General features: G+C 66.2%; 22 protein-coding genes and 1 pseudogene. 13 read left to right on the top strand and 10 right to left on the bottom strand.

Annotation, left to right across the window (positions count from 1 at the left end; genetic code table 11):
* Positions 1-16: 16 nt before the first annotated feature.
* The 7 genes from N0B71_RS01120 (at position 17) to N0B71_RS01150 (ending at position 5,785) form a co-directional block, all read left to right on the top strand.
* Positions 17-850, top strand: coding sequence for an alpha/beta hydrolase (locus N0B71_RS01120; protein WP_259756691.1), 834 nt, complete (start codon positions 17-19; stop codon positions 848-850).
* Positions 847-2,328, top strand: a complete 1,482-nt coding sequence (locus N0B71_RS01125; protein WP_259756692.1) for an aldehyde dehydrogenase — start codon at positions 847-849, stop codon at positions 2,326-2,328. The genes N0B71_RS01120 and N0B71_RS01125 overlap by 4 nt, the downstream gene beginning before the upstream one ends.
* A gap of 155 nt (positions 2,329-2,483) precedes the next feature.
* A complete protein-coding gene (locus tag N0B71_RS01130) occupies positions 2,484-2,972 on the top strand; it encodes a flavin reductase family protein (protein ID WP_259756693.1) in 489 nt (162 codons plus the stop codon).
* Between the two features lie 153 nt (positions 2,973-3,125).
* Positions 3,126-3,515, top strand: a complete 390-nt coding sequence (locus N0B71_RS01135) for a carboxymuconolactone decarboxylase family protein (RefSeq protein ID WP_259759711.1) — start codon at positions 3,126-3,128, stop codon at positions 3,513-3,515.
* Between the two features lie 82 nt (positions 3,516-3,597).
* Positions 3,598-4,350: a GntR family transcriptional regulator gene (locus N0B71_RS01140; RefSeq protein ID WP_253443407.1), complete on the top strand. Its 753-nt coding sequence runs from the start codon at positions 3,598-3,600 to the stop codon at positions 4,348-4,350.
* Positions 4,351-4,354: 4 nt separating this feature from the next.
* On the top strand, positions 4,355-4,918 hold the full coding sequence (locus N0B71_RS01145) for an NUDIX hydrolase (protein ID WP_259756694.1): 564 nt from the start codon (positions 4,355-4,357) through the stop codon (positions 4,916-4,918).
* Positions 4,919-5,440: 522 nt separating this feature from the next.
* A complete protein-coding gene (locus N0B71_RS01150; RefSeq protein ID WP_259756695.1) occupies positions 5,441-5,785 on the top strand; it encodes a transposase in 345 nt (114 codons plus the stop codon).
* Positions 5,786-6,241: 456 nt separating this feature from the next.
* On the opposite strand, the gene N0B71_RS01155 is transcribed toward N0B71_RS01150, so the two are convergent.
* From N0B71_RS01155 to ribBA, 5 genes are all read right to left on the bottom strand, one after another.
* Positions 6,242-7,384 carry an ABC transporter ATP-binding protein gene (locus N0B71_RS01155; protein ID WP_259756696.1) on the bottom strand — a complete coding sequence of 381 codons (1,143 nt, stop codon included), beginning with the start codon at positions 7,382-7,384 and terminating at the stop codon, positions 6,242-6,244.
* A 17-nt stretch (positions 7,385-7,401) separates the two neighbouring features.
* Complete coding sequence (locus N0B71_RS01160) at positions 7,402-8,211, bottom strand: ABC transporter permease (RefSeq protein ID WP_259756697.1); 810 nt, start codon at positions 8,209-8,211, stop codon at positions 7,402-7,404.
* Between the two features lie 3 nt (positions 8,212-8,214).
* Positions 8,215-9,165, bottom strand: a complete 951-nt coding sequence (locus N0B71_RS01165) for an ABC transporter permease (RefSeq protein WP_259756698.1) — start codon at positions 9,163-9,165, stop codon at positions 8,215-8,217.
* Positions 9,150-10,175, bottom strand: coding sequence for a polyamine ABC transporter substrate-binding protein (locus N0B71_RS01170; RefSeq protein ID WP_259756700.1), 1,026 nt, complete (start codon positions 10,173-10,175; stop codon positions 9,150-9,152). Before N0B71_RS01170 ends, N0B71_RS01165 begins: the two co-directional genes overlap by 16 nt.
* 321 nt (positions 10,176-10,496) lie before the next feature.
* Positions 10,497-11,606 carry a bifunctional 3,4-dihydroxy-2-butanone-4-phosphate synthase/GTP cyclohydrolase II gene (gene ribBA, locus N0B71_RS01175; protein ID WP_259756701.1) on the bottom strand — a complete coding sequence of 370 codons (1,110 nt, stop codon included), beginning with the start codon at positions 11,604-11,606 and terminating at the stop codon, positions 10,497-10,499.
* 88 nt (positions 11,607-11,694) lie between these two features.
* On the opposite strand from ribBA, the gene N0B71_RS01180 reads away from it, so the two are divergent.
* A complete protein-coding gene (locus N0B71_RS01180; protein WP_259756703.1) occupies positions 11,695-11,988 on the top strand; it encodes a DUF1330 domain-containing protein in 294 nt (97 codons plus the stop codon).
* A gap of 712 nt (positions 11,989-12,700) precedes the next feature.
* Here N0B71_RS01180 and N0B71_RS01185 read toward each other — a convergent pair.
* The gene (locus N0B71_RS01185; RefSeq protein WP_259756705.1) at positions 12,701-14,098 is read right to left on the bottom strand and encodes a purine-cytosine permease family protein; all 1,398 of its coding nucleotides are present in this window, start codon (positions 14,096-14,098) and stop codon (positions 12,701-12,703) included.
* A gap of 334 nt (positions 14,099-14,432) precedes the next feature.
* On the opposite strand from N0B71_RS01185, the gene N0B71_RS01190 reads away from it, so the two are divergent.
* Entirely contained in the window at positions 14,433-14,918 is a 486-nt protein-coding gene (locus tag N0B71_RS01190) for a flavin reductase family protein (protein WP_259756707.1), read from the top strand.
* Positions 14,919-15,393: 475 nt separating this feature from the next.
* Here the strand turns inward: N0B71_RS01190 and N0B71_RS28190 are convergent, their stop codons facing one another.
* Both N0B71_RS28190 and N0B71_RS28195 read right to left on the bottom strand, forming a co-directional pair.
* Positions 15,394-16,122: a methyl-accepting chemotaxis protein gene (locus N0B71_RS28190; protein WP_442964699.1), complete on the bottom strand. Its 729-nt coding sequence runs from the start codon at positions 16,120-16,122 to the stop codon at positions 15,394-15,396.
* Positions 16,123-16,299: 177 nt separating this feature from the next.
* Positions 16,300-17,340: pseudogene (locus N0B71_RS28195) on the bottom strand (cache domain-containing protein); the annotation flags it as partial.
* Between the two features lie 203 nt (positions 17,341-17,543).
* On the opposite strand from N0B71_RS28195, the gene N0B71_RS01200 reads away from it, so the two are divergent.
* Positions 17,544-18,587: an LLM class flavin-dependent oxidoreductase gene (locus N0B71_RS01200; protein WP_259756710.1), complete on the top strand. Its 1,044-nt coding sequence runs from the start codon at positions 17,544-17,546 to the stop codon at positions 18,585-18,587.
* A gap of 242 nt (positions 18,588-18,829) precedes the next feature.
* On the opposite strand, the gene N0B71_RS01205 is transcribed toward N0B71_RS01200, so the two are convergent.
* Both N0B71_RS01205 and N0B71_RS01210 read right to left on the bottom strand, forming a co-directional pair.
* Entirely contained in the window at positions 18,830-20,452 is a 1,623-nt protein-coding gene (locus N0B71_RS01205) for an MFS transporter (RefSeq protein WP_259756711.1), read from the bottom strand.
* 184 nt (positions 20,453-20,636) lie between these two features.
* Positions 20,637-22,301: a GMC family oxidoreductase gene (locus tag N0B71_RS01210; RefSeq protein ID WP_259756713.1), complete on the bottom strand. Its 1,665-nt coding sequence runs from the start codon at positions 22,299-22,301 to the stop codon at positions 20,637-20,639.
* 124 nt (positions 22,302-22,425) lie between these two features.
* On the opposite strand from N0B71_RS01210, the gene N0B71_RS01215 reads away from it, so the two are divergent.
* From N0B71_RS01215 to chiQ, 3 genes are all read left to right on the top strand, one after another.
* Positions 22,426-23,331, top strand: a complete 906-nt coding sequence (locus N0B71_RS01215; RefSeq protein ID WP_259756714.1) for a LysR family transcriptional regulator — start codon at positions 22,426-22,428, stop codon at positions 23,329-23,331.
* A gap of 651 nt (positions 23,332-23,982) precedes the next feature.
* Complete coding sequence (gene chiP, locus N0B71_RS01220) at positions 23,983-25,368, top strand: chitoporin ChiP (RefSeq protein ID WP_311197193.1); 1,386 nt, start codon at positions 23,983-23,985, stop codon at positions 25,366-25,368.
* A gap of 26 nt (positions 25,369-25,394) precedes the next feature.
* Entirely contained in the window at positions 25,395-25,721 is a 327-nt protein-coding gene (gene chiQ, locus N0B71_RS01225; RefSeq protein WP_259756716.1) for a ChiQ/YbfN family lipoprotein, read from the top strand.
* Positions 25,722-25,730: the final 9 nt, after the last annotated feature.

The following is a 25,730-nucleotide window of genomic DNA, read 5'->3' on the forward strand; positions in this document are numbered from 1 at the left end:
CGTGCAGGAGCGCTCCATGATTCGGCTCACCGCTGAACGCACACCGGCCGGCACCAGTTACCTGGCGACCGGCCAGGGCCATCCCGTGGTACTGATCCACGGCGTCGGCCTGAACAAGGAAATGTGGGGCGGCCAGATCGTCGGTCTGGCCCCGCACTTCCAGGTCATCGCCTATGACATGCTTGGCCATGGCGCGAGTCAGCTGCCGCAGCCGGACTGTGGGCTGGTCGGTTACGCCGACCAGCTGCGCGAGCTGCTGGACCACCTGGGCGTGACCACTGCCACGGTCATCGGTTTCTCCATGGGTGGCCTGGTGGCACGGGCCTTCGCCCTGCACCATCCCGAGCGCCTGGACGGCCTGGTCGTGCTCAACAGCGTGTTCAACCGCAGCGCCGAACAGCGCGCCGGGGTGATCGAGCGCACCCGCCAGGCCGCCGAGCACGGCCCGGACGCCAACGCCGAGGCCGCCCTGTCGCGCTGGTTCAGCCGCGAATACCAGGCCGCCAACCCGGCGCAGATCGCCGCGATCCGCCAGACCCTTGCCAGCAACGATCCGCAGGGCTATCTGACAACCTACACGCTGTTCGCCACGCAGGACATGTACCGCGTGGACGACCTGGGCAGCATCAAGGTGCCGACCCTCGTCGCCACCGGCGAGCTGGACCCGGGCTCGACGCCGAAGATGGCCACCGAGCTGGCCGAACGCATTCCGGGCGCCAAGGTGGTGGTGCTCGACGAGCAGCGCCACATGATGCCGGTGGAGTCGCCGCGGCTGGTCAACCAGATGCTGCTCGACTTCCTGCAACAGGCGCAGGTTTCCAAGAATCACGTACAGGGGAATGTCGCATGACCCTCGCACGCTTCCAGATGTTCATCGATGGCCAGTGGGTCGACGCCGTCTCCGGCAAGACCTTCCAGAGCCTCAACCCGGCCCTGGCCAAGCCCTGGGCGGAATTGCCCGATGCCGACGAAGCCGACGTCGAGCGCGCCGTGCAGGCCGCCCAGCGCGCCTTCGACGCTCCGGCCTGGCGCGGCCTCACTGCCACCGCGCGGGGCAAGCTGCTGCGCCGCCTGGGCGATCTGATCGCCGAGAACAAGGAACACCTGGCGCAGCTGGAAAGCCGCGACAACGGCAAGCTGATCCGCGAGACCCGCGGCCAGGTCGGCTACCTGCCGGAGTTCTTCCACTACACCGCGGGCCTGGCCGACAAGCTCGAAGGCGGCACCCTGCCGCTGGACAAGCCCGACCTGTTCGCCTACACGGTGCACGAGCCGCTGGGCGTGGTCGCCGGGATCATCCCGTGGAACAGCCCGCTGTACCTGACCGCGATCAAGCTGGCCCCGGCGCTGGCCGCCGGCAACACCATCGTCCTCAAGCCCTCCGAACACGCCTCGGCGACCATCCTCGAACTGGCCCGCCTGGCTACCGAAGCCGGCTTCCCGGCCGGCGTGGTCAACGTGGTCACCGGCTTCGGCCCGAGCACCGGTGCGGCGCTCACCCGCCACCCGCTGGTGCGCAAGATCGCCTTCACCGGCGGCGCCGCCACCGCGCGCCACGTGGTGCGCAGCAGCGCGGAGAACTTCGCCAAGCTGTCGCTGGAACTGGGCGGCAAGTCGCCCAACATCATCTTCGCCGACGCCGACCTGGACAGCGCCATCAACGGCGCCGTGGCCGGCATCTACGCCGCCTCCGGGCAGAGCTGCGTCGCCGGCTCGCGCCTGCTGGTGCAGGACGAGATCTACGACGAGTTCGTCGCCCGCCTGGTGGAACGTGCCCAGCGCATCCGCATCGGCAACCCGCAGGACGAGCAGAGCGAGATGGGCCCTATGGCCACCGCGCAGCAGCTCGCCGTGGTCGAAGGCCTGGTCGCCGACGCCCTGGCCGAAGGCGCCCGCCTGCGCCTGGGTGGCAAGCGTCCGTCGATCGACTCCGAAGGCTGGTTCTACGAGCCGACCCTGTTCGAGTGCGACAGCCACTCGATGAAGATCATGCAGGAGGAAGTCTTCGGCCCGGTCGCCTCGGTGATCCGCTTCAAGGACGAGGCCGAGGCCCTGGCCATGGCCAACGACTCCCAGTTCGGTCTCGCCGCCGGCATCTGGACCCGCGACCTGGGCCGCGCCCACCGCATGGCCCGTGGCGTGCGCAGCGGGATCATCTGGGTCAACACCTACCGCGCGGTGTCCGCCATGGCGCCCATCGGCGGCTTCCACAACAGCGGCTACGGCCGCGAGAGCGGCATCGATTCGGTGCTGGCCTACACCGAGCTGAAGACGGTGTGGATCAACCTCTCGCAGGCGCCCATGCCCGACCCGTTCGTGATGCGCTGAGAACCCGTTGAATGTCTCGCCGAGCGCAGCCCATGCAAGGCAAAAGCAGGCGAGAAAGCGCAGTTTACGCGCTGTAAATGAGCATTTTGAGCCTGCTTTTAACGCCGCATGGGCAAGCGCAGGCAGACATTGAACAGGTTCGGAGGAGCGACGAAATGATCGAACCCGGCATCTACAAAGAAGTGATGGGCTCCTTCCCGTCCGGCGTCACCGTGGTCACCACCCTGGACGCCGATGGCAGGATCGTCGGCATCACCGCCAGCGCGTTCAGCGCGCTGTCGATCGACCCGGCGCTGGTGCTGTTCTGCCCCAACTACGAGTCGGACACCTATCCCATCCTGCGCGACAGCAAGCAGTTCGCCATCCACCTGCTGTGCGCCGACCAGCAGGCGGAGGCCTACGCCTTCGCCAGGAAGGGCCAGGACAAGGCCAAGGGCATCGAGTGGCGGCTGAGCGAGCTGGGCAACCCGCTGCTGACCCGCGCCACCGCGATCATCGAATGCGAGCTGTGGCGCGAGTACGACGGCGGCGACCACGCGATCATCGTCGGCGCGGTGAAGAACCTGATCCTCCCGGAGCAGGAGGTCACCCCGATGGTCTATCACCGCGGCAAGCTCGGCGCGCTGCCGGAGATAGCCGGCTGACGCCTTCCAGGGCCGCTCGCCATCACCCTCGGCAGCGGCCTTTTTTCATGGTCCGCCCGCGCTGGCGGACCCGGTTACAACCTGTAGGAGCGGGCCATGCCCGCGATCGCGCGCATGGCGCGCTCCTACAGGGAGACGCGTGAGGAATACCCGATGAGCAACGAGAAATACGAGAAAGGCCTGGCCATCCGCACCCAGGTGCTGGGCGAGGCCTACGTCAGCAAGTCGATCCAGAACGCCGACGACTTCACCCGCCCGCTCCAGGAGATGGTCACCGAGTACTGCTGGGGCCACGTCTGGGGCCGGGAGGGCTTATCGCTCAAGGAACGCAGCATGATAAACTTGGCGATGATTTCGGCACTCAACCGCCCCCACGAACTCAAGCTGCACGTGCGCGGCGCCCTGCGAAACGGCTTATCCCGCGAGCAGATCCGCGAGATCCTCCTGCAGGTCGGCATCTATTGCGGGGTTCCCGCGGCGGTGGACAGTTTCCGCCTCGCCCGCGAAGCCTTCGCCGAGGCCGACGCCGAGGAACGTGGTTGATTGCTGGCCCGACTTGACGAAAGAGCGCCCCAGGGTGCTCCATCGATCTTCCTATGGACAGCCAGAACACAGAGCGGACCCCATGAAACGCTTGCCACTCGACGATAGCTTCAAGGTCAATCGCAACCCCGTCACCCTGCGCGAAATCGTCCTCGACAAGCTGCGCGGCGCCATCCTCAACTTCCAGCTGCTGCCGGGCGACCGCCTGGTGGAGCGCGATCTGTGCGACCGCCTGGGCGTCAGCCGCACCTCCGTGCGCGAGGCGCTGCGTCACCTGGAATCCGAGGGCCTGGTGGAGTTCGCCGATGCGAAGGGTCCACGCGTCGCCATCATCACCCTGGAAGACGCGGTCGACATCTACGAGTTGCGCTGCGTGCTCGAAGGCCTGATCGTCCAGCTCTTCACCCTCAACGCCAAGGCCCGCGACATCCGCAACCTGGAGCGCGCGCTGGAGGAGAACCGCCAGGCGCTGGAAGACGGCGAGCTGCAGCAGGTCATCGAGTCGGTGCAGGGCTTCTACGACGTACTCCTGGAAGGCTCGGGCAACCGCACCGCCGCCACCCAGCTGCGTCAGCTCCAGGCGCGCATCAGCTACCTGCGGGCCACCTCCGTGTCCCAGGAAAACCGTCGCGCCGCCAGTAACCAGGAAATGGAACGCATGGTCGAGGCGATCAAGAGCGGCGACCCGGTTGCCGCTCACCAGGCCTCGGTCGACCACGTGCGCGCCGCCGCCAAGGTCGCCCTGGACTACCTGCGCTCCAAGCAGGACGGCGCCGGCAAGGTGCGCGACATCGCCACCCCCATCGCGCTCAAAGAGCCGCGCATAGGCCGCTGACGCCATGCCCGCCCCGCGCTTCTGTCCCGCGTGCGGCAGTGGCGGCCTCAGCCGCCAGTGCCCGCCGGGGGACACCCATGAGCGCCTGGTCTGCGCGGGTTGCGGCTACATCCACTACGAAAACCCCAAGGTCATCGCCGGCTGCATCATCGAGCGCGACGGCAAATACCTGCTCTGCCAGCGCGGCATCCCGCCGCGCCCGGGCACCTGGACGCTGCCGGCCGGCTTCATGGAAAACGGCGAAACCACCGAGCAGGCCGCCCTGCGCGAAGTCTGGGAAGAGACAGGCGTGCGCGCCGACATCGTCTCGCCCTACTCCATCTTCAGCGTGCCGAAGATCAGCGAGGTCTACATCATCTTCCGCGCCAGCGTGATCGAAGAAACCGGCGAGCACGGCCCCGAGACCCTGCAGGTGAAATTCTTCGCCCCGGAGGAAATCCCCTGGGAGTGCATCTACTACCCGGCGATCCGACAGATCCTCGAACGCTACATCGAGGAACGCCAGGCAGGGGTGTATGGCATCTACATGGGCAACGACGACACCGGGAAGGTGCATTTCATCCGCTGATGCCCCGGCTCTGGGGAACAATGCCCCGTGTGAACGCGCGATTTGTGCCGTCGCGGGCATGGCCCGCTACTACACGAGCCGACCTGTAGGAGCGTGCCATGCACGCGATCCGTCGGCAGGGCCGACGGTTGGTCCTAACACACCGCCCCCGTGCAAACCGGCGATGCGGGTTGCTGATCTCCCTTCTGGAACGCCATCTGGATCTGACCGCGCGTTTTCGCGAGGTCGCGGGCATGGCCCGCTCCTACACGAGCCGACCTGTAGGAGCGTGCCATGCACGCGATCCGTCGGCAGGGCCGGCGGTTGGTCCTAGCACCACCGCCGCCCATGAAGCTCGGTGATTCGGGTTGCTGATCTCCCTTCTGGAACGCCATCTGGATCTGACCGCGCGTATCCGCGTGTTCGCGGGCATGGCCCGCTCCTACAGGGGACACCGAATCAGCTGGCTGGCTTGCGGCTGTTTCCTCTCGTAGCGAACAGCAGCGAACGTGATAGTCGATCCACTCACATAGAGGATCGACCATGGCCCTGCACTCTCCCGGCCGGGCCGCATTGCGCAAAGGCCGCGTCGCCCTGCCCCATGCGGTCTATCTGATCACCACCACGACGCTTCGGCGCCAATCTTTCTTCACCAATTTCGCAGCAGGCTGCGCGGCAGCACGCTGCTTCGAGGATCGGCAACTGTTGAATGGCTGCACCATGCTTGCCTGGGTACTGATGCCAGATCATGTGCACTGGCTACTCCAACTGGGCGAAGAGGCCTGCCTGGAGACGACCGTGAAGAACCTGAAATCCGCCAGCGCACGCCTGGCCAATCGGGCCATGGGCAGGCGCAGCGAGCTATGGACACCGGGCTTTACGTCGTGAGGATGACCTGCGCCAAGCCGCGCGGTACCTGGTCGCGAATCCGATTCGGGCGGGATTGGTTCGGCGATTCGGCGAGTATCCCTTCTGGAACGCCATCTGGATCTGATTGCACGTATCCGCGCAGTCGCGAGCATGGCCCGCTCCTACAACAGGAGTAGACCTGTAGGAGCGTTCCGCGCACGCGATCCGTCGGCAGGGCCGGCGGCTGGTCCTGACGCCACCACCACCCGCAGAAAACGGCGAGAGGCCAATCGACACTCATTCGGCGAGACGTCTTCAGGATCGGACCGCGCGTTTTCGCGCGTTCGCGGGCATGGCCCGCTTCTACACGAGGGTGCCGCGCGCGATCCGGCGGTTGGGCCAGACACCTACTACATCCGAAAAAACGCCAGGCAAAAAAATCCCCCGACGCCAACGGCACGCCGGGGGTGCAAGGGATAAATCGTCAGGATTCGTTCAGTGCGCGCCCTTGGTCAGGTCGCTCTCGTTCCACTGGTCGTACACGCAAGCATCGGCGGCGGCCCAGCGCACGCGCACCTCGCTGCCGGGGGCCAGCGGCTGGGTGTTGCCGGACAGCTCCTTCAGCGTCAGCATCGCGCCGCTGGCGGTGACCACGCTGCAGGTCAGGCTCTCGCCGAGGAACACCGTCTCGGCCACTTTCGCCGGGATTTCGTTCCAGCCCGCCGCCAGCGGCGTGGCGGCGGCCTGGGTCGGGCTCAGTACCTGGGCTTTTTCCGGACGCACCATCAGCAGGATGTCCTGGCCCTCGCGCAGGTTCGCGGTCGGGCGGATGGCCAGTGCGCGGCCTTCGAATTCCGCCGCGGCGTTGCCATGGGCACGGGCGCGAAGGAAGTTGGAGTTGCCCAGGAACGACGCCACGAAGGCATTCGGCGGGTTCTGGTAGAGGTCGTAGCCGCTGCCCAGGCCGACGATCTTGCCGTGGCTGAAGATGGCGATGCGCTGGGACAGGCGCATCGCTTCCTCCTGGTCGTGGGTGACGTAGACGATGGTGATGCCAAGGCGACGGTGCAGGTGGCGTAGTTCGTCCTGCAGGTCCTCGCGCAGCTTCTTGTCCAGCGCGCCGAGGGGTTCGTCCATCAGCAGGATGCGCGGTTCGTAGACCAGCGCGCGGGCGATGGCGACGCGCTGCTGCTGGCCACCGGAGAGCTGCGCCGGGCGGCGGTGGGCGAACTGGTCCAGTTGCACCAGCTTGAGCATGGCGTCGACGCGGCGCTCGCGCTCGGCGCCCTTCTGCTTGCGGATGTCCAGCGGGAAACCGATGTTGTCGCGCACCGAAAGGTGCGGGAACAGCGAGTAACGCTGGAACACCATGCCGATGTCGCGCTTGTGCGGTGGCACGTTCACCAGCGACTGGCCGTCCACCAGGATCTCGCCGCTGCTGGGCGTCTCGAAGCCGGCCAGCATGGACAGCGTGGTGCTCTTGCCCGAGCCGCTGGAGCCCAGGAAGGTGAGGAACTCGCCGTCCTGGATGTCGAGGGAAATATTGTCCACGGCGGTGAAGTCGCCGTAGTGCTTGTTCAGGTTGCGCAGGCTGACCAGGGTCTTCTGCTCGCGGGATTCTTGGATCACGGCACTCATGGCATTTACCTCGGCGCTCAGGCGCGGATTTCGTTGCGCCGGCGCAGGGCGGCGGCGATCACCATCACCAGCACGGACAGGCCGATCAGCAGCGTCGAAGCGACGGCGATCACCGGGGTCAGGTCCTGGCGCAGGGTGGTCCACATTTTCACGGGCAGGGTCTGCAGGGTCGGGCTGGCCATCATCACGCTCAGCACCACTTCGTCCCAGGACACCAGGAAGGCGAACAGCGCACCGGCGACCATACCGGGGCGAATCGCCGGGAAGGTCACCTTGATCACCGCCTGCAGGCGCGACGCCCCGCAGATCACCGCGGCGTCCTCGATGGACTGGTCGAACAGCTTCAGCGAGTTGATGATCGAGATGATGGTGAACGGCAACGCGACGATCACGTGGCTGACCACGAAGGAGAACAGCGTGCCGGTGTAGCCGAGCTTGAGGAACAGCGCGTAGACCGCCACCGCGATGATCACCAGCGGCACGATCATCGGCAGGGTGAACAGCCCGTAGAGCATCTCCCGGCCGGGGAACTTGCCGCGCACCAGGGCGAACGCGGTGGGCAGGCCCAGGGCGACCGAGCAGATCGTGGTGAGGATCGCCACCTTCAGGCTGGCGAGCGCGGCGCTCATCCATTCGGGGTTGGAGAAGAACTGGCCGTACCACTTCAGCGTCCAGCCCGGCGGCGGGAACACCAGCCACTGCGAGGAGCCGAAGGACAGCAGCACGATGAACACGATGGGCAGCAGCAGGAAGGCCGCGATGGTGCCCGTCGTGAGGTAGAGGCCGACGCGCATGCGCCGGCTCATGGCATTGGGTGAGAGCAGCATGGCTTACCTCGCGCTACTGGAAGCCACCGGGGATTCCGGCTGCAGCTTCAGGTAGAGGTAGAACAGCACCAGGGTGATGGCGATCAGCAGCGCGGCGGCGGCGCTGGCCAGGCCCCAGTTGAGGAAGGATTGCACCTGCTGGACGATGAACTCCGGCAGCATCATGTTCTGCGCGCCGCCCAGCAGCGCCGGGGTGACGTAGTAGCCCAGGGACATGACGAAGACCATCAGGCCGCCGGAGAACAGCCCCGGCCGGCACAGCGGCAGGAACACCCGGAAGAAGTTGGTCCAGGGGCTGGCACCGCAGATCGAGCCGGCCTGCAGCACCATCGGGTCGATGGCGGCCATGGTGGCCTGCAGCGGCAGCACGATGAACGGGATCATGATGTAGCTCATGCCGATCACCACGCCGGTCAGGTTGTGCACCAGCTCCAGCGGCTGGTCGATGATGCCCAGCGCCATCAGGGTCTTGTTGATCACCCCCGAGGCCTGCAGCAGCACCAGCCAGGAGTAGGTGCGCGCCAGCAGGCTGGTCCACATCGACAGCAGCACGATGTTCAGCAACATGCGGCCCCAGCCGCGCGGCACCAGGGTAATCGCCCAGGCCAGCGGGAAGCCCAGCAGCAGGCTGATCACGGTGACCAGCGCGCCAACCGAGAAGGTGTTGAACAGCACCCGCGAGTAGGCCGAGTTGGCGAACAGCTGGGCGTAGTTGTCCAGGCCTGGGGTCGGCTCCAGCACGCCGCGCAGCAGCAGGCCGATCAGCGGGGCGAGGAAGAACAGGCCGAGGAACAGCAGCGCCGGCAGCAGGTTGCGCACGCCGCGCCAGCGGTGGGTGAGCACTTCATCCTGTCGCATGGGTTCGGCCTTCGGGGCCTTGCCGCCGGCGGCGCGGGATGCGCCTCCGGCAGCCTGGCCCGGCTGCATCACAGCCATTTTCACTTGACCAGCCATTCGTTCCACCGTGCGGCGATCGCCGGGCCGTTCTTCGCCCAGTAGGCGTAATCCAGGGTGATCTGCTCCTGCCCATAGGCGGTGGGCAGGTTCGGCGCGAGGTCGCCCTTGAGCTGGCCGACGCTGTCCAGGTTCACCGGGGCATAGGCGGTCAGGTTGGCGAAGTCGGCCTGGCCCTTGGCGCTGCTGGCGTTGGCCAGGAACTTCATCGCCGCGTCCTTGTTCTTCGCCCCCTTGGGCACCACGAGGAAATCGGCCATGACCAGGTTCTGTTTCCAGCTCACGCCCACTGGCGCGCCGTCCTGCTGCAGAGCGTAGATGCGGCCGTTCCAGAACTGGCCGAGGGTCGCCTCGCCGGAGGCCAGCAGTTGCTGCGATTGCGCGCCGCCGCCCCACCAGACGATGTCCTTCTTGATGGTGTCGAGCTTCTTGAAGGCGCGGTCCAGGTCCAGCGGATAGAGCTTGTCCTTGGCCACGCCGTCGGCCAGCAGGGCCAGCTCCAGCACGCCGGGGCTCGGCCATTTGTAAAGCGCGCGCTTACCCGGGTAGCTGGCGGTATCGAACAGCGCCGACCAGTCCTGCGGTTGCTTGCCGCCGACCTTGCCCTGGTTGTAGCCGAGCACGAAGGAGAAATAGAACGAGCCGACACCATGGTCGGAAACGAAGCGCGGGTCGATGCGGTCACGCTTGATGGTGTTGAAGTCCAGGGGCTCCAGCAGGCCCTCGGCGGCGGCGCGCAGGGCGAAGTCGGCCTCCACGTCGACCACGTCCCACTGGACGTTGCCGCTCTCCACCATGGCCTTGAGCTTGCCGTAGTCGGTGGGGCCGTCCTGGACCACGGCGACGCCGGTGGACTGGCTGAAGGGTTCGGCCCAGGCCTGCTTCTGCGCATCCTGGGTGGTGCCACCCCAGCTGACGAAGCTGAGGCTGTCGGCGCCGAAGGCAGCGGTGCCGGTTGCGCCCAGGACTGCCGCGGCCAGGACCGCGATCGCACGTTTTTTGAACACCATCTTGCTTGCCCTCATTGTTGTGATTGTTCACGGCGACCTTCGGGGGACGCCGGTCTGGAGCAGGTGGCCGGAGCGTCGTCAGGGTCCGATGGAGTGGCACGCTGACGGGCAGAAATCGTAAGGCCTACGGGATGTCATATTATGGTATTCCAAACTTTCCGCAAGTCCTCCGCGACACCGGCCATCGTGGCAGCGAAGCTTGGGTGAACACCGCGTCGTTCCTCGTGTTGCTCAGGTTGTTGATTGGAAAGGAAATCTTTTTTCACACTCGCCGCGCGGAAGTTTCTGGCGAAACGCCAGCACGGCGAGCGGACGAACGGATCAGCCCTCGAAAGGCAGCGTTTCCACCACTTCCAGGTCGTAGCCGGTGAGGCCGGCGTACTTCAGCGGTGCGCCGAGGTGGCGGATCTTGCCGACGCCGATGTCCTGCAGGATCTGCGCGCCGGTACCGACTTCGGAATAGATGCGCGACTGCGAGCGGGTGAACTGCCGCGGCGCCTGGGTCAGCTGCGGCACGCGGGCCAGCAGCGCCTGGGAGGACTCGTTGTTGGCCAGCACCACCACCACGCCGTGGCCGACCTCGGCGACCTTCTGCAGGGCGGCCCAGAGCGTCCAGTTCTTCGGCCCGGTGTACTCGGCGCCGACCAGGTCGCGTAGCGGGTCGATGACGTGCACGCGCACCAGGGTCGGCTCATCGCGCCGGATGTCGCCCATCACCATGGCCATGTGCACGCCGCCTTCGATGCGGTCCTCGTACGTGACAAGGCGGAAAGTGCCGTGCACCGTGGGCAGCTCGCTCTCGCCGATGCGCGCGACGGTGTGCTCGGTGCTCAGGCGGTAGTGGATCAGGTCGGCGATGGTGCCGATGCGGATGCCATGGCGCTTGGCGAAGGCTTCCAGGTCCGGGCGGCGGGCCATGCTGCCGTCGTCGTTCATCACCTCGACGATCACCGACGCCGGGGTCAGCCCGGCCAGGCGCGCCAGGTCGCAACCCGCCTCGGTGTGGCCGGCGCGGGTGAGCACGCCGCCCTCGCGGGCGCGCAGGGGGAAGATATGGCCGGGCTGCACCAGGTCCTCGGCGCGAGCGCCCGGCTTCACCGCGGTGAGCACGGTGTGCGAGCGGTCGGCGGCGGAGATGCCGGTGGAGACGCCGGTGGCCGCCTCGATGGACACGGTGAAGGCGGTGGAATAGACGCTGCCATTGGCCGGCACCATCTGTTCCAGCCCCAGGCGGGCGCAGTGTTCGTCGGTCAGCGTCAGGCAGATCAGCCCGCGCGCCTCGCGCGCCATGAAGTTGATCGCCTCCGGCGTGCAGCGCTCGGCGGCGAGCAGCAGGTCGCCTTCGTTTTCGCGGTCTTCGTCGTCGACCAGGAGCACCATCTTGCCCTGGCGGTAGTCTTCGATGATGTCTTCGATGCGGTCGAACGGCATGGTGCGGTACTCGGCTGGATCGTGGATGAAAAAATCTGGTATACCATAATACATTTCTTATCCAAAACAGCAGCACGCAGAGGTGCCCATGAAGGCTTACTGGATTGCCCACGTCGACGTCACCGACCCGCAGCAGTACGGCGAATACACCCGCCGCGCGCCCGCGGCCTTCGCCCTGTATGGCGGCAGGTTCCTCGCCCGCGGCGGCCGCTCCGAAGCGCTGGAGGGGCGCCCTACACCTCAGCGTAGCGTGGTGATCGAGTTCGATTCCTATGAGCAGGCGCTGGCCTGCTACCGCTCGGCGGAATACCAGGACGCCTGCGCGCACCGGCAGGGCGTGGCGAAGGCGGAGATCGTCATTGTCGAGGGATTCGACGGCTGAGGCGCCGTGCGAACGGGCTGGCCGTCGGCCCTGCCGACGGATCGCGGGCATGGCCCGCTCCTACAGGGGACGTTCGGCGTTGGGCTGTTCGCGAGCAAGCGCGCTCCTACAGGTCCGCACCTGGCTCCCGTAGGAGCGGACTCTGTCCGCGATATCCCACGCGGCGGAATCCGATCCGGCAGAAGACACACCAAAGTAAAACGCCCCTTGTAGGAGCGAGCTTGCTCGCGAACCATCCCGAGCGCCGGTGTTACCGGATCGCGGAGAAGCTCCGCTCCTACGACAGCCGAGCGCCCTCGCCCGACTGTAGGAACGGGCCATGCCCGTGATCGCGGGCATGGCCCGCTCCTACAGGGAATGTTGTGCCATGCGCTTCGCGAGCAAGATCGCTCCTACGAAGAGCCGATGCTCCGCCTTGGCTCTTGAGGCCCTCAAGAGAAACATCCGCACACTCCGACTGCCCCGTTCAACGAGGGAATTTTTCGCCTAAGCGAAAAACCGGATGTCCGGGGCAAGACCTTTTGGTTCCTTTTGGGGCGTTTGCCAAAAGGGACTCGCCCGAGGGGGCGAAACCCAATCTCTCAGCGCACACATCAGCGGCGCAGAAACACTGCCCTCCCTGCAACCAAAGCTCTAGCTCCAGACCGTACAGGCAAAAAAAAGCCCCACCGAAACCCGGCAGGGCAGAGAGTGTGCAACCCAGGTCGAAACCTTATTCCGCGATCCCCAGCGCCACCGGCTGGCCGGCTTCGCGGGCCTGGCCGCGGGTGGCCAGGCAGTAGTACAGCGGGCAGGTCACCAGCAGGCCGACCAGCCAGGACAGGTCCACCCCATCGATGTAGTTGGCATAGGGGCCGACGAACAACGAGGTATTGGCGAAGGGCAGCTGCACGATGATGCCGATGAAGTAGGCGATGATCGCGTGCGGGTTGAAGCGCCCGTAGACGCCGCCGTCACGGCGGAAGATCGACTGGATGTCGTAGCGGCCGCGCTTGATCAGGTAGAAGTCGATCAGGTTGATCGAGGCCCAGGGCACCAGCACGATCAGCATCGCCAGGATCAGGCCGATGAACTGCGAGATGAAGTTGGCCGAGGCGCCCAGCGCCATCAGGCAACTGCCCGCCAGCACCACCGAGGACAGCACCACGCGCACCCGCACACTGGGCGTCCAGCTGCCGGCGAAGGTCTGGATCGAGGTGACGATGGAGAGCACGGCGCCATATAGGTTCAGCGCGTTGTGGCTGATGATGTTGAGCAGGAACAGCAGCATCAGCACCGGCCCGAACACGCCGGTGGCCTGCTTGACCGCGACCATCGCGTCGGTGCCTTCGGGGGTTGCCAGTACCGCCACCGCGCCGAAGCTGAACGACAGGCTGGTGCCCGCCACCGCGCCGGCGAAGGTCGCCAGGAACGGCTTGCCGATGCCGACGCTGGCCGGCAGGTAGCGCGAATAATCCGAGGTGTAGGGCGCGAAGCTGATCTGCCAGATGATGCCCAGGCACAACGTGGCCAGGAAGCCGGAGAGGTTGAAGGCGCCGCGGGAGAGGAAGTCCGCCGGCAGCTCGCCGCCGAGCATGATGGCAAACCCCACCAGCAACGCGCCGCCCATCACCCAGGTGCCGATGCGGTTGAGGGTGTGGATGAAGCGATAGCCGATCACGCCGATGGCGGTGGCGCTCAGTGCACCGAGGATGATCGCCACAGGCGTCGGGGTCGCCGGCACCAGGCCCTGGATCGACTTGCCCGCCAGGACGATGTTGGAAATGAAGAAGCCGACGTAGATCAGCGCGGTGAAGAACACGATCAGCAAGGCGCCGTAACGGCCGAACTGGCCCCGGCTCTGGACCATCTGCGGAATGCCCATCTGCGGGCCCTGCGCCGATGCCAGGGCGAGGAACACGCCGCCGAACAGGTGGCCCAGGACAATGGCGATCAGCCCCCAGAGCAGGTCGAGATGGAACACCTGGACCGCCATCGCGCCGGTCACCACCGGCAGCGGTGCGATGTTGGTGCTGAACCACAGCGTGAACAGGTCGCGGGAGCGCCCATGGCGCTCGGCCGGCGGCACGTAATCGACGGTATGGTTCTCGATCAACGGAGTATCGGACATCGGTTTTGCCTTGCTTATTGTCTTTGTAAGGTCAGGTCATCCGGCGCCTCGGATGGGGCAGAAACGGCGCGGCGGTGACGACTGAAATATTATGGTATTCCACATACCAAGCAAGCATTTTCTGAATAACCGTTGGTCGAATGGCCGCCCGCCGCCCCTCCGACGAAGGCTCATCTTATCGGCCAAAGCCCCGTATTCTGCAGCCTCCAGGCGACGACCGGGATTGCGCCATCCATCCATCGGGAAAACAAGGGGCTTGATTTCGAAGTATTACGGTATACCATCAGACGAAACGACCACTCCCGATGGCCGGCTCACACGACAGGTACTCGCAATGATCGACCACGCTGCCTACAAACACGTCATGGGCTCCTTCCCGTCCGGCGTCACCGTCATCACGACCCTGGACGACGATGGCCAGGTGGTCGGCCTCACGGCTAGCGCCTTCAGCTCCCTGTCGATGGACCCGGCGCTGGTGCTGTTCTGCCCCAACTACAGCTCCGACTCCTACCCCGTGCTGATCCGCCGCAAGCAGTTCGCCATCCACCTGCTGTCCGCCGACCAGAAGGGCGAAGCCTATGCCTTCGCCAGCAAGGGCAAGGACAAGGCCCAGGGCATCGAATGGACGCTGAGCGAACGCGGCAACCCGCTGCTGGCAAACGCCACCGCCATCATCGAGTGCGAGCTGTGGCGCGAATACGAAGGCGGTGACCACGCCATCCTGGTCGGCGCGGTGAAGAACCTGATCGTGCCGGAGCAGCAGATCACCCCGATGATTTACTGCCGCGGAAAGATGGGCGCGCTGCAGGCGTTCGCCTGACCGCCTGATCGTTCGCCGTCCGGCGCGGGCCCCTTCTTGCGGGAGTGAGAAGGGGCTTTCTTTTTGCCTGTGGAATGCAAAGCCACTGCCGGGGAAGGCCGAACCGCCATTGCGGCGGCGGATAACGCTGGCGCGTCATGCGCCCTACGCCTGCCATGAGGCACGTCCGTAGGATGGCGTGGAGCGCAGCGATACCCATCGAATTGGCGCACCGACAACATGGGGTATCGCTGCGCTCCACCCATCCTACAAATCCGTTCTCTGGCGATGCCCGCGTGCGAGCCTGGAATCCCTCGCGGCGGAAGCCGCCCTCACCAGGGCACATAGTGGTGAAGGCGCACATTGTAGGAGCGAGCTTGCTCGCGAACCTCGGTTGCCGGTTAGCACGGCGTTATGCGGTTCGCGAGCAAGCTCGCTCCTACGAAAAGCTCCTCGGCTAAGAAAAAAGGCTCGCCTTCGCGAGCCTTTTATTTCCTCAGGTCCTGAACCGCGACACCAGCCGGTTCAGCTCATCGGACAACCCGCCCAGGGTCTGCGCATCGCCGCGCGTGGCCTCCGCCAGGCCGGCGACTTCCTGGGCGTCGCGGTGGATCTGGCTGATGTGCCGGTTGATCTCCTCCGCCACCTGGTGCTGCTCCTCGGCGGCGGTGGCGATCTGCGCGTTCATGTCGCGGATCACGTCCACCGACTCGCGGATCGCCCCGAAGCACGCCCGCGCCTCGCGGATCGAGCCCACGGTGCGCTGCGATGCCTCCAGGCTCGACTGCATCTGCCGCCCGGTGTCGTGGGTACGGCGCGCCAGGGTGCCGAGCAGGTTGTCGATCTCCCCGGTGGATTCCGCCGTGCGCCGCGCCAGCGCGCGCACCTCGTCGGCCACCACGGCGAACCCGCGGCCCTGGTCGCCGGCACGCGCCGCCTCGATGGCCGCGTTGAGCGCCAGCAGGTTGGTCTGCTCGGCGATGGAACGGATGGTGCCGAGGATCGACTGGATATCGTTGCTGTCCTGCTCCAGCTGGCGCATGGCATCGGCGGAATGGGCGATCTCCTCGCTCAGGCGGCCGACGCTGTCCACGGCGTCGTCGATCTGCTGCTGGCCGTCGTGGGCCTGGCGCTGGCCGCTGTCGGCGGATTCCGCCGCCTGGGTGCAGGAGCGCGCGACCTCGTTGGCCGTCATCACCATCTCGTTGAACGCGGTGGAGACCATGTCCACCGCCTCGCGCTGGCGGGCGGCGGTATCGGCCAGCGCCTGGGAGGTCTCGCGGCTGCTGCCCGAACTCTGGTGGATGCTGCCGGCCGCGGCGCCGATGCTCTGCACCAGCCGCCGGATCGCGTCGAGGAACTGGTTGAACCAGCCGGCCAGTTGCGCCGTCTCGTCGCGGCCGCGCACGGCCAGGCGTCCGGTAAGGTCGCCATCGCCCTGGGCGATGCCTTCCAGCCCGGCGGCTACCGCGCGCACAGGGCGCACCACCAGGCCGGCGAACAGCGAGCCGAGGCCGGCGAAGGCCAGCGCGATGACCACCGCGATCAGGGCGATGCCCCAGGTCAGGCGGGTCGCCGCGCTCATCACCTCGCTCTCCTTGACCAGGCCGACGAAGCGCCAGCCCAGGGCGTCGGACGGCCAGACGTTGGCGAGGTAGCGCTCGCCGCCGATCTCCACCTCCACCAGGCCCTTCTGCGCGCTGGCCAGGCGCTGGAAATCGCCGCCCAGCTCGCCCAGTTGCTTGAAGTTGTTCTCGGGATTGTGCGGGTCGACCAGGATGGTGCCGTCGCCTTCCATCAGCATCAGGTAACCGGATTCGCCCAGGCGGATCGCCTTGACGATATCGGTCAGGCGCTTGAGCGAGACGTCGATGTTGACCACCCCGCCCTGCGGGCCGAGCTGGTTGGCGAAGGTGCGCACGCTGCTCACCAGCACCACCTTGTCCGCCGCCCAGTAGTAGGCCTTGGTGCGCAGGGTCTCGCCCGGCTGGGCCATGGCCGCCTGGTACCACGGGCGCGTGCGCGGATCGTAGTTGGCCAGCTTGGCGTCGCCCGGCCAGAAGCTGTAGCCGCCTTCGCGGGTGCCGAGGGACACGTAGGCGTAATCCGGGTGGCTCTGCGCCAGCCCGGTGAAGAGGTCGAAGACGCGCTTGTCCAGCTCGCCGGTGGGGTGCTGCGCGGCATCGCTGGCGATGTACTGCTTGAGGCCGCCGTCGATGGCCGCCAGTTGCGGATGGCTGGCCAGGTATTCGACGTTCTGGGTGATGCCGTCGAAGAACAGCTGCATGGCGTTCTCGACCTGGCGGATCTCCCGGCTGCTGCCGTCGATGAAGCTGTCCCGGGCCTCACCGCGCAGGTTGAGGATCACCAGTACGGCAACCAGGATCACCGGCAAGCTGGCGATGGCGGAAAACGCGAGGATCAGTTTTTGTTTGAGGTTCATCCCTTACTCCCTTGGTCTGCTCGCGGCAGAAACGCCTTGCAGACATCCCGTATTATGGTATACCAATATGCAACGGATTCCCTAGCGCGTAAACCGGCCGTGTTCTCCGCCGTCGCGCCTGACCGCCGAAAAGCAGCGATGCGTGCCTGCGCATCTCCCGCCGGCTGCCGTGCCGGATACAAGAAAGGTTCGAGGTAAGCGATATGAAGTTTTCCCTGTTCGTGCACATGGAGCGCTACGACGATCAGCCCAGCCACCGCCAGCTGTTCGAAGAGCTCACCGAGCTGACGCTGATGGCCGAGGCCGGCGGTTTCTCCACCGTCTGGATCGGCGAGCACCACGCCATGGAGTACACCATCTCGCCGAGCCCGATGCCGCTGCTGGCCTACCTCGCCGCCCGCACCCAGACCATCCGCCTGGGCGCCGGCACCATCATCGCGCCGTTCTGGCACCCCATCCGCGTGGCCGGCGAATGCGCCCTGCTCGACGTCATCAGCAACGGCCGCATGGAAGTGGGCCTGGCCCGCGGCGCCTACCAGTACGAGTTCGACCGCATGGCCAACGGCATGCCGGCCGGCGACGGTGGCAAGTACCTGCGCGAGATGGTCCCGGTGGTGAAGGCGCTGTGGCAGGGCGACGTCGCCCACGACGGCGAAATCTGGAAATTCCCCACCTCCACCTCGTCGCCGCGTCCGCTCCAGAAGCCCACCCCGCCGATGTGGATCGCCGCCCGCGACCCGGATTCGCACAACTTCGCGGTGGCCAACGGCTGCAACGTGATGGTCACCCCGTTGATGAAAGGCGACGAAGAAGTCGTCGACCTTAAGAACAAGTTCGAAGCCGCCCTGGCCAACAACCCGGACGTGCCGCGCCCGCAACTGATGGTGCTGCGCCATACCCACGTGCACACCGCGGACGATCCGGACGGCTGGAAGGTCGGTGCCGAGGCGATCTCGCGCTTCTACCGCACCTTCGACGCCTGGTTCGGCAACAAGCAGACCCCGGTCAACGGCCTGCTGCCGCCCAGCCCCGCGGAGAAGTTCAAGGAGCGCCCGGAGTTCGAACTGGAGAACATCCGCAAGAACACCATGATCGGCACCCCGGAAGAAATCATTGCGCGCATCCGCCACTACCAGGAACTGGGCGTGGACGAGTTCAGCTTCTGGGCCGACAACAGCCTGCCCTATGCGCAGAAGAAGAAGTCGCTGGAGCTGTTCATCCAGCACGTGGTGCCGGCGTTCCGCTGATCGCCGCGGCTACCTGCGAAAGGCGCCTTCGGGCGCCTTTTGTGCTGACGGCCCCCACCCTGTAGGAGCGAGCTTGCTCGCGAACCCGCTTCGCTGCGGAGCCTCCCTGTAGGAGCGCGCCATGCGCGCGATCGCGGGCATGGCCCGCTCCTACACGCAGGCCGCGTGCTGGCCATAAAACCCAGCCTCGTCCCCAATGAAAAAGCCCGGCATCCGCCGGGCCCTTTCCCCTCAGCCGAAGATCAATCCGCGTGGATGTCGTTGTCCTTGGTTTCGCGCAGGAACAACAGCGAGCACACCAGGCTCATCGCTGTGATCAGCACCGGGTACCACAGGCCATAGAAGATGTTGCCGGTGTACACCACCAGGGCGAACGAGATGGTCGGCAGCAGCCCGCCGAACCAGCCGTTGCCAATGTGGTACGGCAGCGACAGCGAGGTATAGCGGATGCGCGTCGGGAACAGCTCGACCATCAGCGCCGCCAGCGGGCCGTAGCAGCAGGTGGCGATGAAGATCAGCGCGACGATGATCGCCACCACCATCGGCCGGTTCACCAGGGACGAGTCGGCCACGGCCGGGTAACCCGCGTCCTTCACCGCGGCGCCCAGCGCGGCGGCGTCGAAGCCCTCGATGCGCTTCTCGCCCACCGTCACCACCAGTTCGCTGCCCGCTGGCGCGGCCACCGTGCTGTACGGCACGCCGCCCTTCACCAGCAGGGTCTTGGCCTTGTCGCAGGCGCTGTCGAATTTGGCCTTGCCCACCGGGTCGAACTGGAAGGTGCAGGTGGCCGGGTCCGCCATCACGGTCACCGGCGCCTGGCGCGAGGCCGCGTCGATCTGCGGGTTGGCGTAGTGGGTCAGCGCCTTGAACAGCGGGAAGTACAGCACCGTGGCCAGCAGCAGGCCGGTGACCAGCACCGGCTTGCGCCCGACCTTGTCCGACACCCAGCCGGCGATCACGAACAGCGGTGCGCCGATCACCAGGGAGATGATCAGCAAGCCGTTGGACAGCGCCGGGTCGACCTTCAGCACCTGGGTGAGGAAGAACATCACGTAGAACTGCGCCGCGTAGAAGGTCACCGCCTGGCCGGCGTTGATGCTGAACAGGGCGATCAGGACGATCTTCAGGTTGCTCCAGCGGGTGAAGGATTCCTTGAGCGGCGACTTGCTCACCTTGCCCTCGGCCTTCATCTTCAGGAATGCCGGCGACTCCTGCATGGACAGGCGGATCCAGGTGGAGATGCCCAGCAGCACGATGGAGATGAGGAACGGCAGGCGCCAGCCCCAGGTCTCGAACTCGGCACCGGTGGCCTGGCGGCAACCCCAGATCACCACCAGCGAGAGCAGCAGGCCGCCGGTGGCGGTGCACTGGATCCAGCTGGTGTAGGCGCCGCGCTTGTGGTCCGGCGCGTGCTCGGCGACGTAGATCGCCGCCCCGCCGTACTCGCCGCCCAGCGCCAGGCCCTGCAGCAGGCGCAGGACGATAAGGATGATCGGAGCGGCCACGCCGATGGTGGCGTAGGACGGCAGCAGGCCCACGGCGAAGGTGGACAGGCCCATCAGCAGGATGGTCGCGAGAAAGGTGTACTTGCGCCCGATCATGTCGCCCAGGCGGCCGAATACTAGCGCGCCGAACGGGCGGACAAGGAAGCCGGCGGCGAATGCCAGCAGGGCGAAGATGAAGGCGGTGGTGTCGTTGACCCCGGCGAAGAACTGCTTGCTGATGACCGCCGCGAGCGATCCGTAGAGGAAGAAGTCGTACCACTCGAACACCGTGCCGAGCGACGAGGCGAAGATCACCTTGCGCTCGTCGCGACGCGAGGTCGCGGGCCGCTCATAGGGGCTGGTCTGTGCTACATCGGTCATTGCGGGCTCTCCTGCCCCTTCTGGGGGCTTTTGTTTTTGTCAGCCTCGACTGCCACGGTGGTGACACCGCGCGATACCGGTTGTGCCGCCCCTGGTAGGAGCGAGCGTGCTCGCGAACCGCCTGGCACGCACGCGTCAGGGAGCGAAATTCCACGCCAAACACTGTGGGGAGACAGCCTCGCCGTCACGCCACGGGAGCTTCCTCCGCCGTGCGCCCACTGGAAGGGATAACCTCCGCGCCGCGCGCAGGTTCGCTCAATATCATCTGCGCGGCCTTTTCCGCGATCACCAGCACCGGCGAACAGCTGTTGCCGGAGGTCAGGCTGGGCATGATCGACGCATCGGCGATGCGCAGGCCGGGGATGCCGTGCACGCGCAAGCGGCTGTCCACCACCGCGCCCTCGCCCTGCCCCATGCGGCAGGTGCCGGCGGGGTGGAAGATGGTGGTGCCGATCTCGGCGGCGGCGCGGTGCAGGTCTTCTTCGGTCTGGTAATCCGGGCCGGGCTTGAACTCCACCGGCTGATAGCGCGCCAGCGCGGGCGAGGCGGCGATGCGCCGGGTCAGGCGGATGGCGTCGGCGGCCACGCGCAGGTCCTGCGGGTGGCTGAGGTAGTTGGGCTGGATCACCGGCTTGTCGCGCGGGTCGGGCGAGCGCAGGGTCACCGTGCCCCGGCTCAGCGGGCGCAGGTCGCAGACCGAGGCGGTGAATGCCGGGAAGCTGTGCAGCGGCTCGCCGAAGCGCTCCAGCGACAGCGGCTGCACGTGGTATTCCAGGTTGGCCGAACGCTGGCTTGGGTCGGACTTGGCGAACGCGCCCAACTGGCTGGGCGCCATGGACAGCGGGCCGCTGCGCTTGAGCAGGTACTCCAGGCCCATTCCCATCTTGCCCCACAGCGTCGAGGCGATCTGGTTCAGCGACGGCGCCCCGTTCATGCGGTAGATCAGGCGCAGTTGCAGGTGGTCCTGCAGGTTGCCGCCCACGCCGGACAGCGCATGGCGCACGCCGATGCCGTGCTTCTCCAGCAGGTCGCGCGGGCCGATGCCCGAGCGCTGCAGCAGCACCGGCGTGTTGATCGCGCCAGCGCAGAGGATGACTTCACGCCGCGCCCGCAGTTCGCGCCGCGCGCCTTGCCAGTTCACCTCCAGCCCGGCGGCGCGGCCGTTCTCCAGCAGGACGCGCAGAGCCTCCACGTTCGTCAGCACGGTCAGGTTGGCACGGTTGGCGATGGGCCTCAGGAAGGCCTTGGAGGCGTTCCAGCGCACACCCGAACGCTGGTTCACCTGGAAGTAGCCGCAGCCCTCGTTGTCGCCGCCGTTGAAGTCGTCCACCGGGCGCACGCCGGCCTGCGCCGCCGCCTCACGGAAGGCATCAAGGATCGCCCACGACAGCCGCTGCTTCTCCACCCGCCATTCGCCGCCCGCGCCATGCAGCTCGCTGGAGCCGGCGAAGTGGTCCTCCATCTTCATGAACAGCGGCAACAAGTCGTTCCAGCCCCAGCCGGGGTTGCCCTCGGCGGCCCAGCCGTCATAGTCCAGCGCCTGGCCGCGCATGTAGATCATGCCGTTGATCGACGAGCAGCCGCCGAGCGTACGCCCGCGCGGGTACTTGATCGCGCGGCCGTTCAGGCCCGGCACCTGCTCGGTGTCGTAGCACCAGTCGGTACGCGGGTTGCCGATGCAGTAGAGGTAGCCGACGGGGATGTGGATCCAGGGATAGTTGTCCGGGCCGCCGGCTTCGAGCAGCAGCACGCGGTTGGCCGGGTCAGCGGACAGGCGATTGGCCAGCAGGCAACCGGCAGGACCCGCGCCGACGATCAGGTAGTCATAGGCATCCAGCGCCTGGGGCATGGAAAGGTACCTCGTCGTTCTTGTTCTTTTTGTATGGGGACTGAGCCTAGTCGTTCGTTCGTGATAAAAGAACACTCATTTCGAGTCACCCGCTGTGCGTTTTCTAACAACGAGGACCGCCGAGATGTTCGACTGGAATGACCTGCGCTACTTCCTCGAGCTGCACCGCAGCGGCCGCCTGCTGACCACCGCCAAGCGCCTGGGCACCACCCACGCCACGGTGGCGCGGCATATCGAGAACATCGAGCGCGACCTCGGCACCCAGCTGTTCGCCCAGCACACCGGCGGCTACCAGCTCACCCCCGCCGGCCAGGCGCTGCTCAAGCATGCCGAGGCCATGGAGAACACCGCCCTGCTCGCCCAGGAGGAAATGAGCCAGGCCATCTCGCCGCTGGGGCAGATCCGCATCGGCGTCACCGAGGGCCTGGGCACGATGTTCCTCGCCCCGCGCATGGGCGAGCTGATGCAGCGCTACCCCGGCCTGGAGGTGGAACTGGTATCGGTGCCACGCTTCGTCAGCATCACCAACCGCGAGGCCGACATCGCCATCACCCTGGAGCGCCCCAGCGCCGACCTGGTGATCAGCCGGCGCCTGACCCGCTACCGCCTGAGCCTGTTCGCCAGCCCCGCCTACCTGGAAAACGCGCCGCCCCTGCGCGACCGCGACGACCTGTGTAAACACCCCTGGATCGGCTACGTCGACGACCTGCTGTTCAGCCAGGAACTGCTGTTCCACCACAGCTTCTGCCGCCACCCGCAGGTGGTGTTCCGCAGCACCAGCGTGGTCGCCCAGCAGCAAGCCGCCCAGGCTGGTATCGGCATCGCCATCCTCCCGCAGTACATGGGCCTGCACGACCCACGGCTGGTGCCGGTGCTGCCGGAGGAATTCATCGAGCGCGAATACTGGATGTGCACCCGGCGCGAGTTGCACCGCTCGGTGAGGCTGAGGCTGGTGTGGGACTTTCTGCTGGAGGTGTGCGGGCGCGAACAGGGGATTCTCGTTGAAGGCCAAACCGCGGCCCCGCATTGACAGTAGGAGCGAGCTTGCTCGCGAACAGAGTACCCTGCGGCGTCCACGCCAGGCGGGTTCGCGAGCAAGCTCGCTCCTACACAGAGCAGAGCCCTCCTTCGGAGCGGAGCGCGCGCCAGGGTGGGCATCGCCTGTGGCCTTTGAAAAATCCCTTCGCCAGCAGGCTCGCTCCTACCCAGAGCGACGCCCTCTTGCTGTTGAGCCTGGCGCTAGCCTGAATCGGCCGAATAAAGCAAACGACCTCCCTCGACGCGGCACACCGCGTCTGTAAGAACGATCCTTCAGGTCGAACCACGAATTCAGACACGCCATTTCCCACCTGACGGTCCGCGATGCCACGGGCAGAGCGCATGCTGAACGTGTGCGCTAACACCACTGGTGCAAATCCCGCCGCGCCCGAACAATCCCCGCTCTCACCGCCCCTTTTCCGCCCGCTCCGCGCGCCGCCCGATCTGTGCCACGGCGCATGCCGCGCAGATTTTCCCCGCCCTTCGCCAAGCACCGCTCATTGCCGGCAATCCGCCGCGTTTTCCGCTGCGACGCTGAACTCCGCGCGTCCTTCAGAAATTAACGTCCGGCTGCTTTCAGATTGCGGCGGGGCGCTCTGGCTGCCGCTGACCGCGCACGATAAAAAACAACGAGAAACCACCGATGGCTCTTCATCGCAACGGCCGCCAGACGCTTCGCCTGGCCGTGGCCGGCACCCTGCTGGGCAGCGCCCTTCCCTTCACGCCAGCGGTCCTCGCGGCAGGCTTCGTCGATGACTCGACCCTCACCGGCGGGCTGTTCTACTGGCAGCGTGACCGTGAGCGCAAGAACGTCGCCACGGGCGATTACGACACCAACCTCAAGCACGCCACCGGCAACGCCAACCTGGACTTCTCCTCCGGCTACGCCGCCGACCTCGTCGGCCTCGACCTCGCGGCGTTCAGCGCCGTCGAGTTCTACGAAGCCGGCGACAGCTCGCACCCGAACGAGATCGCGTTCTCCTCGAAGAACAAGGCCTACGACGAGGACTATTCCGGCGACAAGGGCGGCATGAGCCTCTACAAGGCCGCGCTCAAGTTCAAGCTCGGCCCGGCGTGGGCGCGGGCGGGCTACATCCAGCCCAGCGGGCAAACGCTGCTGGCCTCGCACTGGAGCTTTCTGCCCGGCACCTACCAGGGCGTCGAAGCGGGGGCGAACTTCGATTACGCCGATGCCGGCGCGCTGAGCTTCTCCTACATGTGGGCAGACCAGTACAAGTCGCCCTGGCACACGGACGTCGACAGCTTCTACCGCAACGACCGCAAGACCCGCATCGCTTACCTGCACTCGCTGGGCGCCAAGTACGACTTCAAGAACGACCTGGTCCTCGAAGCCGCGTTCGGCCAGGCGCAAGGCTACGTCGACCAGTACTTCGCCAAGGCCAGCTACCACGTCGATGTGGGCGGCCGCCCGCTGAGCACCAGCTATCAGTTCTACGGCGCGCGCGACACGGTGAACGACGGCGGGGTGAACGACCTCTACGACGGCCTGGCCTGGCTGCAGGCCGTGACCTTCGGCTATCGCCTCGGCCAGGTGGACCTGCGCCTGGAAGGCACCTCCGTGAAGGCCAACGGCAACCAGGGCTACTTCCTGCAACGCATGACGCCGACCTATGCCTCCTCCAACGGCCGCCTGGACGTGTGGTGGGACAACCGCTCGGACTTCAACGCCAACGGCGAGAAGGCCGTCTATGCCGGCGCGCTCTACGACCTGGCCAACTGGAACCTGCCCGGCTTCGCGGTGGGCGGCTCCTGCGTCTACGCCTGGGATGCCAAACCCAGCACCGACCCGCAGTACGACCAGAGCCAGCGGGTGATCGAAACCGCCTACAGCCTGGACGCGCTCTACACCGTCCAGGCCGGTTTCGCCAAGGGCACGCTCTTCAAGCTGCACTACACCCGCTACGACAACCACTCGGACAACCCGAGCTGGAGCAATGGCTACGGCAACATGTTCCAGGACGAACACGACCTGAAGTTCATGGTCATCGCCCCCTTCACCATCTTCTGATCCCGTTGCCCAGAGAGGTCCCGAGCATGCAACGACTCTTCCTGCTGGCCGCCCTGGCTGCCTGCAGCGCTTGCAGCGCTTGCAGCGCGCACAGCACCGCCCCCGTCGAGCCGAAGCAGGCCTACCGCAATTGCATCGCCGGCGCCCAGGGCGAGGCGGACAAGGTGGCGGTGTGCCAAGCGATGCTGCAGACGCTGAAGCAGAACGCCCGGCACCGCGCCTTCGCCGAACAGGAAAGCGTGCGCGTGCTGGATTACCAGAAGTGCCTGCAAGCCGCGAAAACCGGTGTGGGCGAGAACGAACAGCCGGCCTGCCAGAAGATCTGGCAGGAGATCCGCAACCACGACCACTGATTCAGGATG

It is taken from the genome of Pseudomonas sp. GCEP-101 (assembly GCF_025133575.1).
Lineage (GTDB): Bacteria > Pseudomonadota > Gammaproteobacteria > Pseudomonadales > Pseudomonadaceae > Pseudomonas > Pseudomonas nitroreducens_B.

What these genes read in the sequence shown, in the direction of transcription:
- N0B71_RS01120 (WP_259756691.1), top strand. Translation starts at nt 17, where the DNA reads ATGATTCGGCTCACCGCTGAACGCACACCGGCCGGCACCAGTTACCTG.
- N0B71_RS01125 (WP_259756692.1), top strand. Translation starts at nt 847, where the DNA reads ATGACCCTCGCACGCTTCCAGATGTTCATCGATGGCCAGTGGGTCGAC.
- N0B71_RS01130 (WP_259756693.1), top strand. Translation starts at nt 2,484, where the DNA reads ATGATCGAACCCGGCATCTACAAAGAAGTGATGGGCTCCTTCCCGTCC.
- N0B71_RS01135 (WP_259759711.1), top strand. Translation starts at nt 3,126, where the DNA reads ATGAGCAACGAGAAATACGAGAAAGGCCTGGCCATCCGCACCCAGGTG.
- N0B71_RS01140 (WP_253443407.1), top strand. Translation starts at nt 3,598, where the DNA reads ATGAAACGCTTGCCACTCGACGATAGCTTCAAGGTCAATCGCAACCCC.
- N0B71_RS01145 (WP_259756694.1), top strand. Translation starts at nt 4,355, where the DNA reads ATGCCCGCCCCGCGCTTCTGTCCCGCGTGCGGCAGTGGCGGCCTCAGC.
- N0B71_RS01150 (WP_259756695.1), top strand. Translation starts at nt 5,441, where the DNA reads ATGGCCCTGCACTCTCCCGGCCGGGCCGCATTGCGCAAAGGCCGCGTC.
- N0B71_RS01155 (WP_259756696.1), bottom strand. Translation starts at nt 7,384, where the DNA reads ATGAGTGCCGTGATCCAAGAATCCCGCGAGCAGAAGACCCTGGTCAGC.
- N0B71_RS01160 (WP_259756697.1), bottom strand. Translation starts at nt 8,211, where the DNA reads ATGCTGCTCTCACCCAATGCCATGAGCCGGCGCATGCGCGTCGGCCTC.
- N0B71_RS01165 (WP_259756698.1), bottom strand. Translation starts at nt 9,165, where the DNA reads ATGGCTGGTCAAGTGAAAATGGCTGTGATGCAGCCGGGCCAGGCTGCC.
- N0B71_RS01170 (WP_259756700.1), bottom strand. Translation starts at nt 10,175, where the DNA reads ATGGTGTTCAAAAAACGTGCGATCGCGGTCCTGGCCGCGGCAGTCCTG.
- ribBA (WP_259756701.1), bottom strand. Translation starts at nt 11,606, where the DNA reads ATGCCGTTCGACCGCATCGAAGACATCATCGAAGACTACCGCCAGGGC.
- N0B71_RS01180 (WP_259756703.1), top strand. Translation starts at nt 11,695, where the DNA reads ATGAAGGCTTACTGGATTGCCCACGTCGACGTCACCGACCCGCAGCAG.
- N0B71_RS01185 (WP_259756705.1), bottom strand. Translation starts at nt 14,098, where the DNA reads ATGTCCGATACTCCGTTGATCGAGAACCATACCGTCGATTACGTGCCG.
- N0B71_RS01190 (WP_259756707.1), top strand. Translation starts at nt 14,433, where the DNA reads ATGATCGACCACGCTGCCTACAAACACGTCATGGGCTCCTTCCCGTCC.
- N0B71_RS28190 (WP_442964699.1), bottom strand. Translation starts at nt 16,122, where the DNA reads ATGGTCTCCACCGCGTTCAACGAGATGGTGATGACGGCCAACGAGGTC.
- N0B71_RS01200 (WP_259756710.1), top strand. Translation starts at nt 17,544, where the DNA reads ATGAAGTTTTCCCTGTTCGTGCACATGGAGCGCTACGACGATCAGCCC.
- N0B71_RS01205 (WP_259756711.1), bottom strand. Translation starts at nt 20,452, where the DNA reads ATGACCGATGTAGCACAGACCAGCCCCTATGAGCGGCCCGCGACCTCG.
- N0B71_RS01210 (WP_259756713.1), bottom strand. Translation starts at nt 22,301, where the DNA reads ATGCCCCAGGCGCTGGATGCCTATGACTACCTGATCGTCGGCGCGGGT.
- N0B71_RS01215 (WP_259756714.1), top strand. Translation starts at nt 22,426, where the DNA reads ATGTTCGACTGGAATGACCTGCGCTACTTCCTCGAGCTGCACCGCAGC.
- chiP (WP_311197193.1), top strand. Translation starts at nt 23,983, where the DNA reads ATGGCTCTTCATCGCAACGGCCGCCAGACGCTTCGCCTGGCCGTGGCC.
- chiQ (WP_259756716.1), top strand. Translation starts at nt 25,395, where the DNA reads ATGCAACGACTCTTCCTGCTGGCCGCCCTGGCTGCCTGCAGCGCTTGC.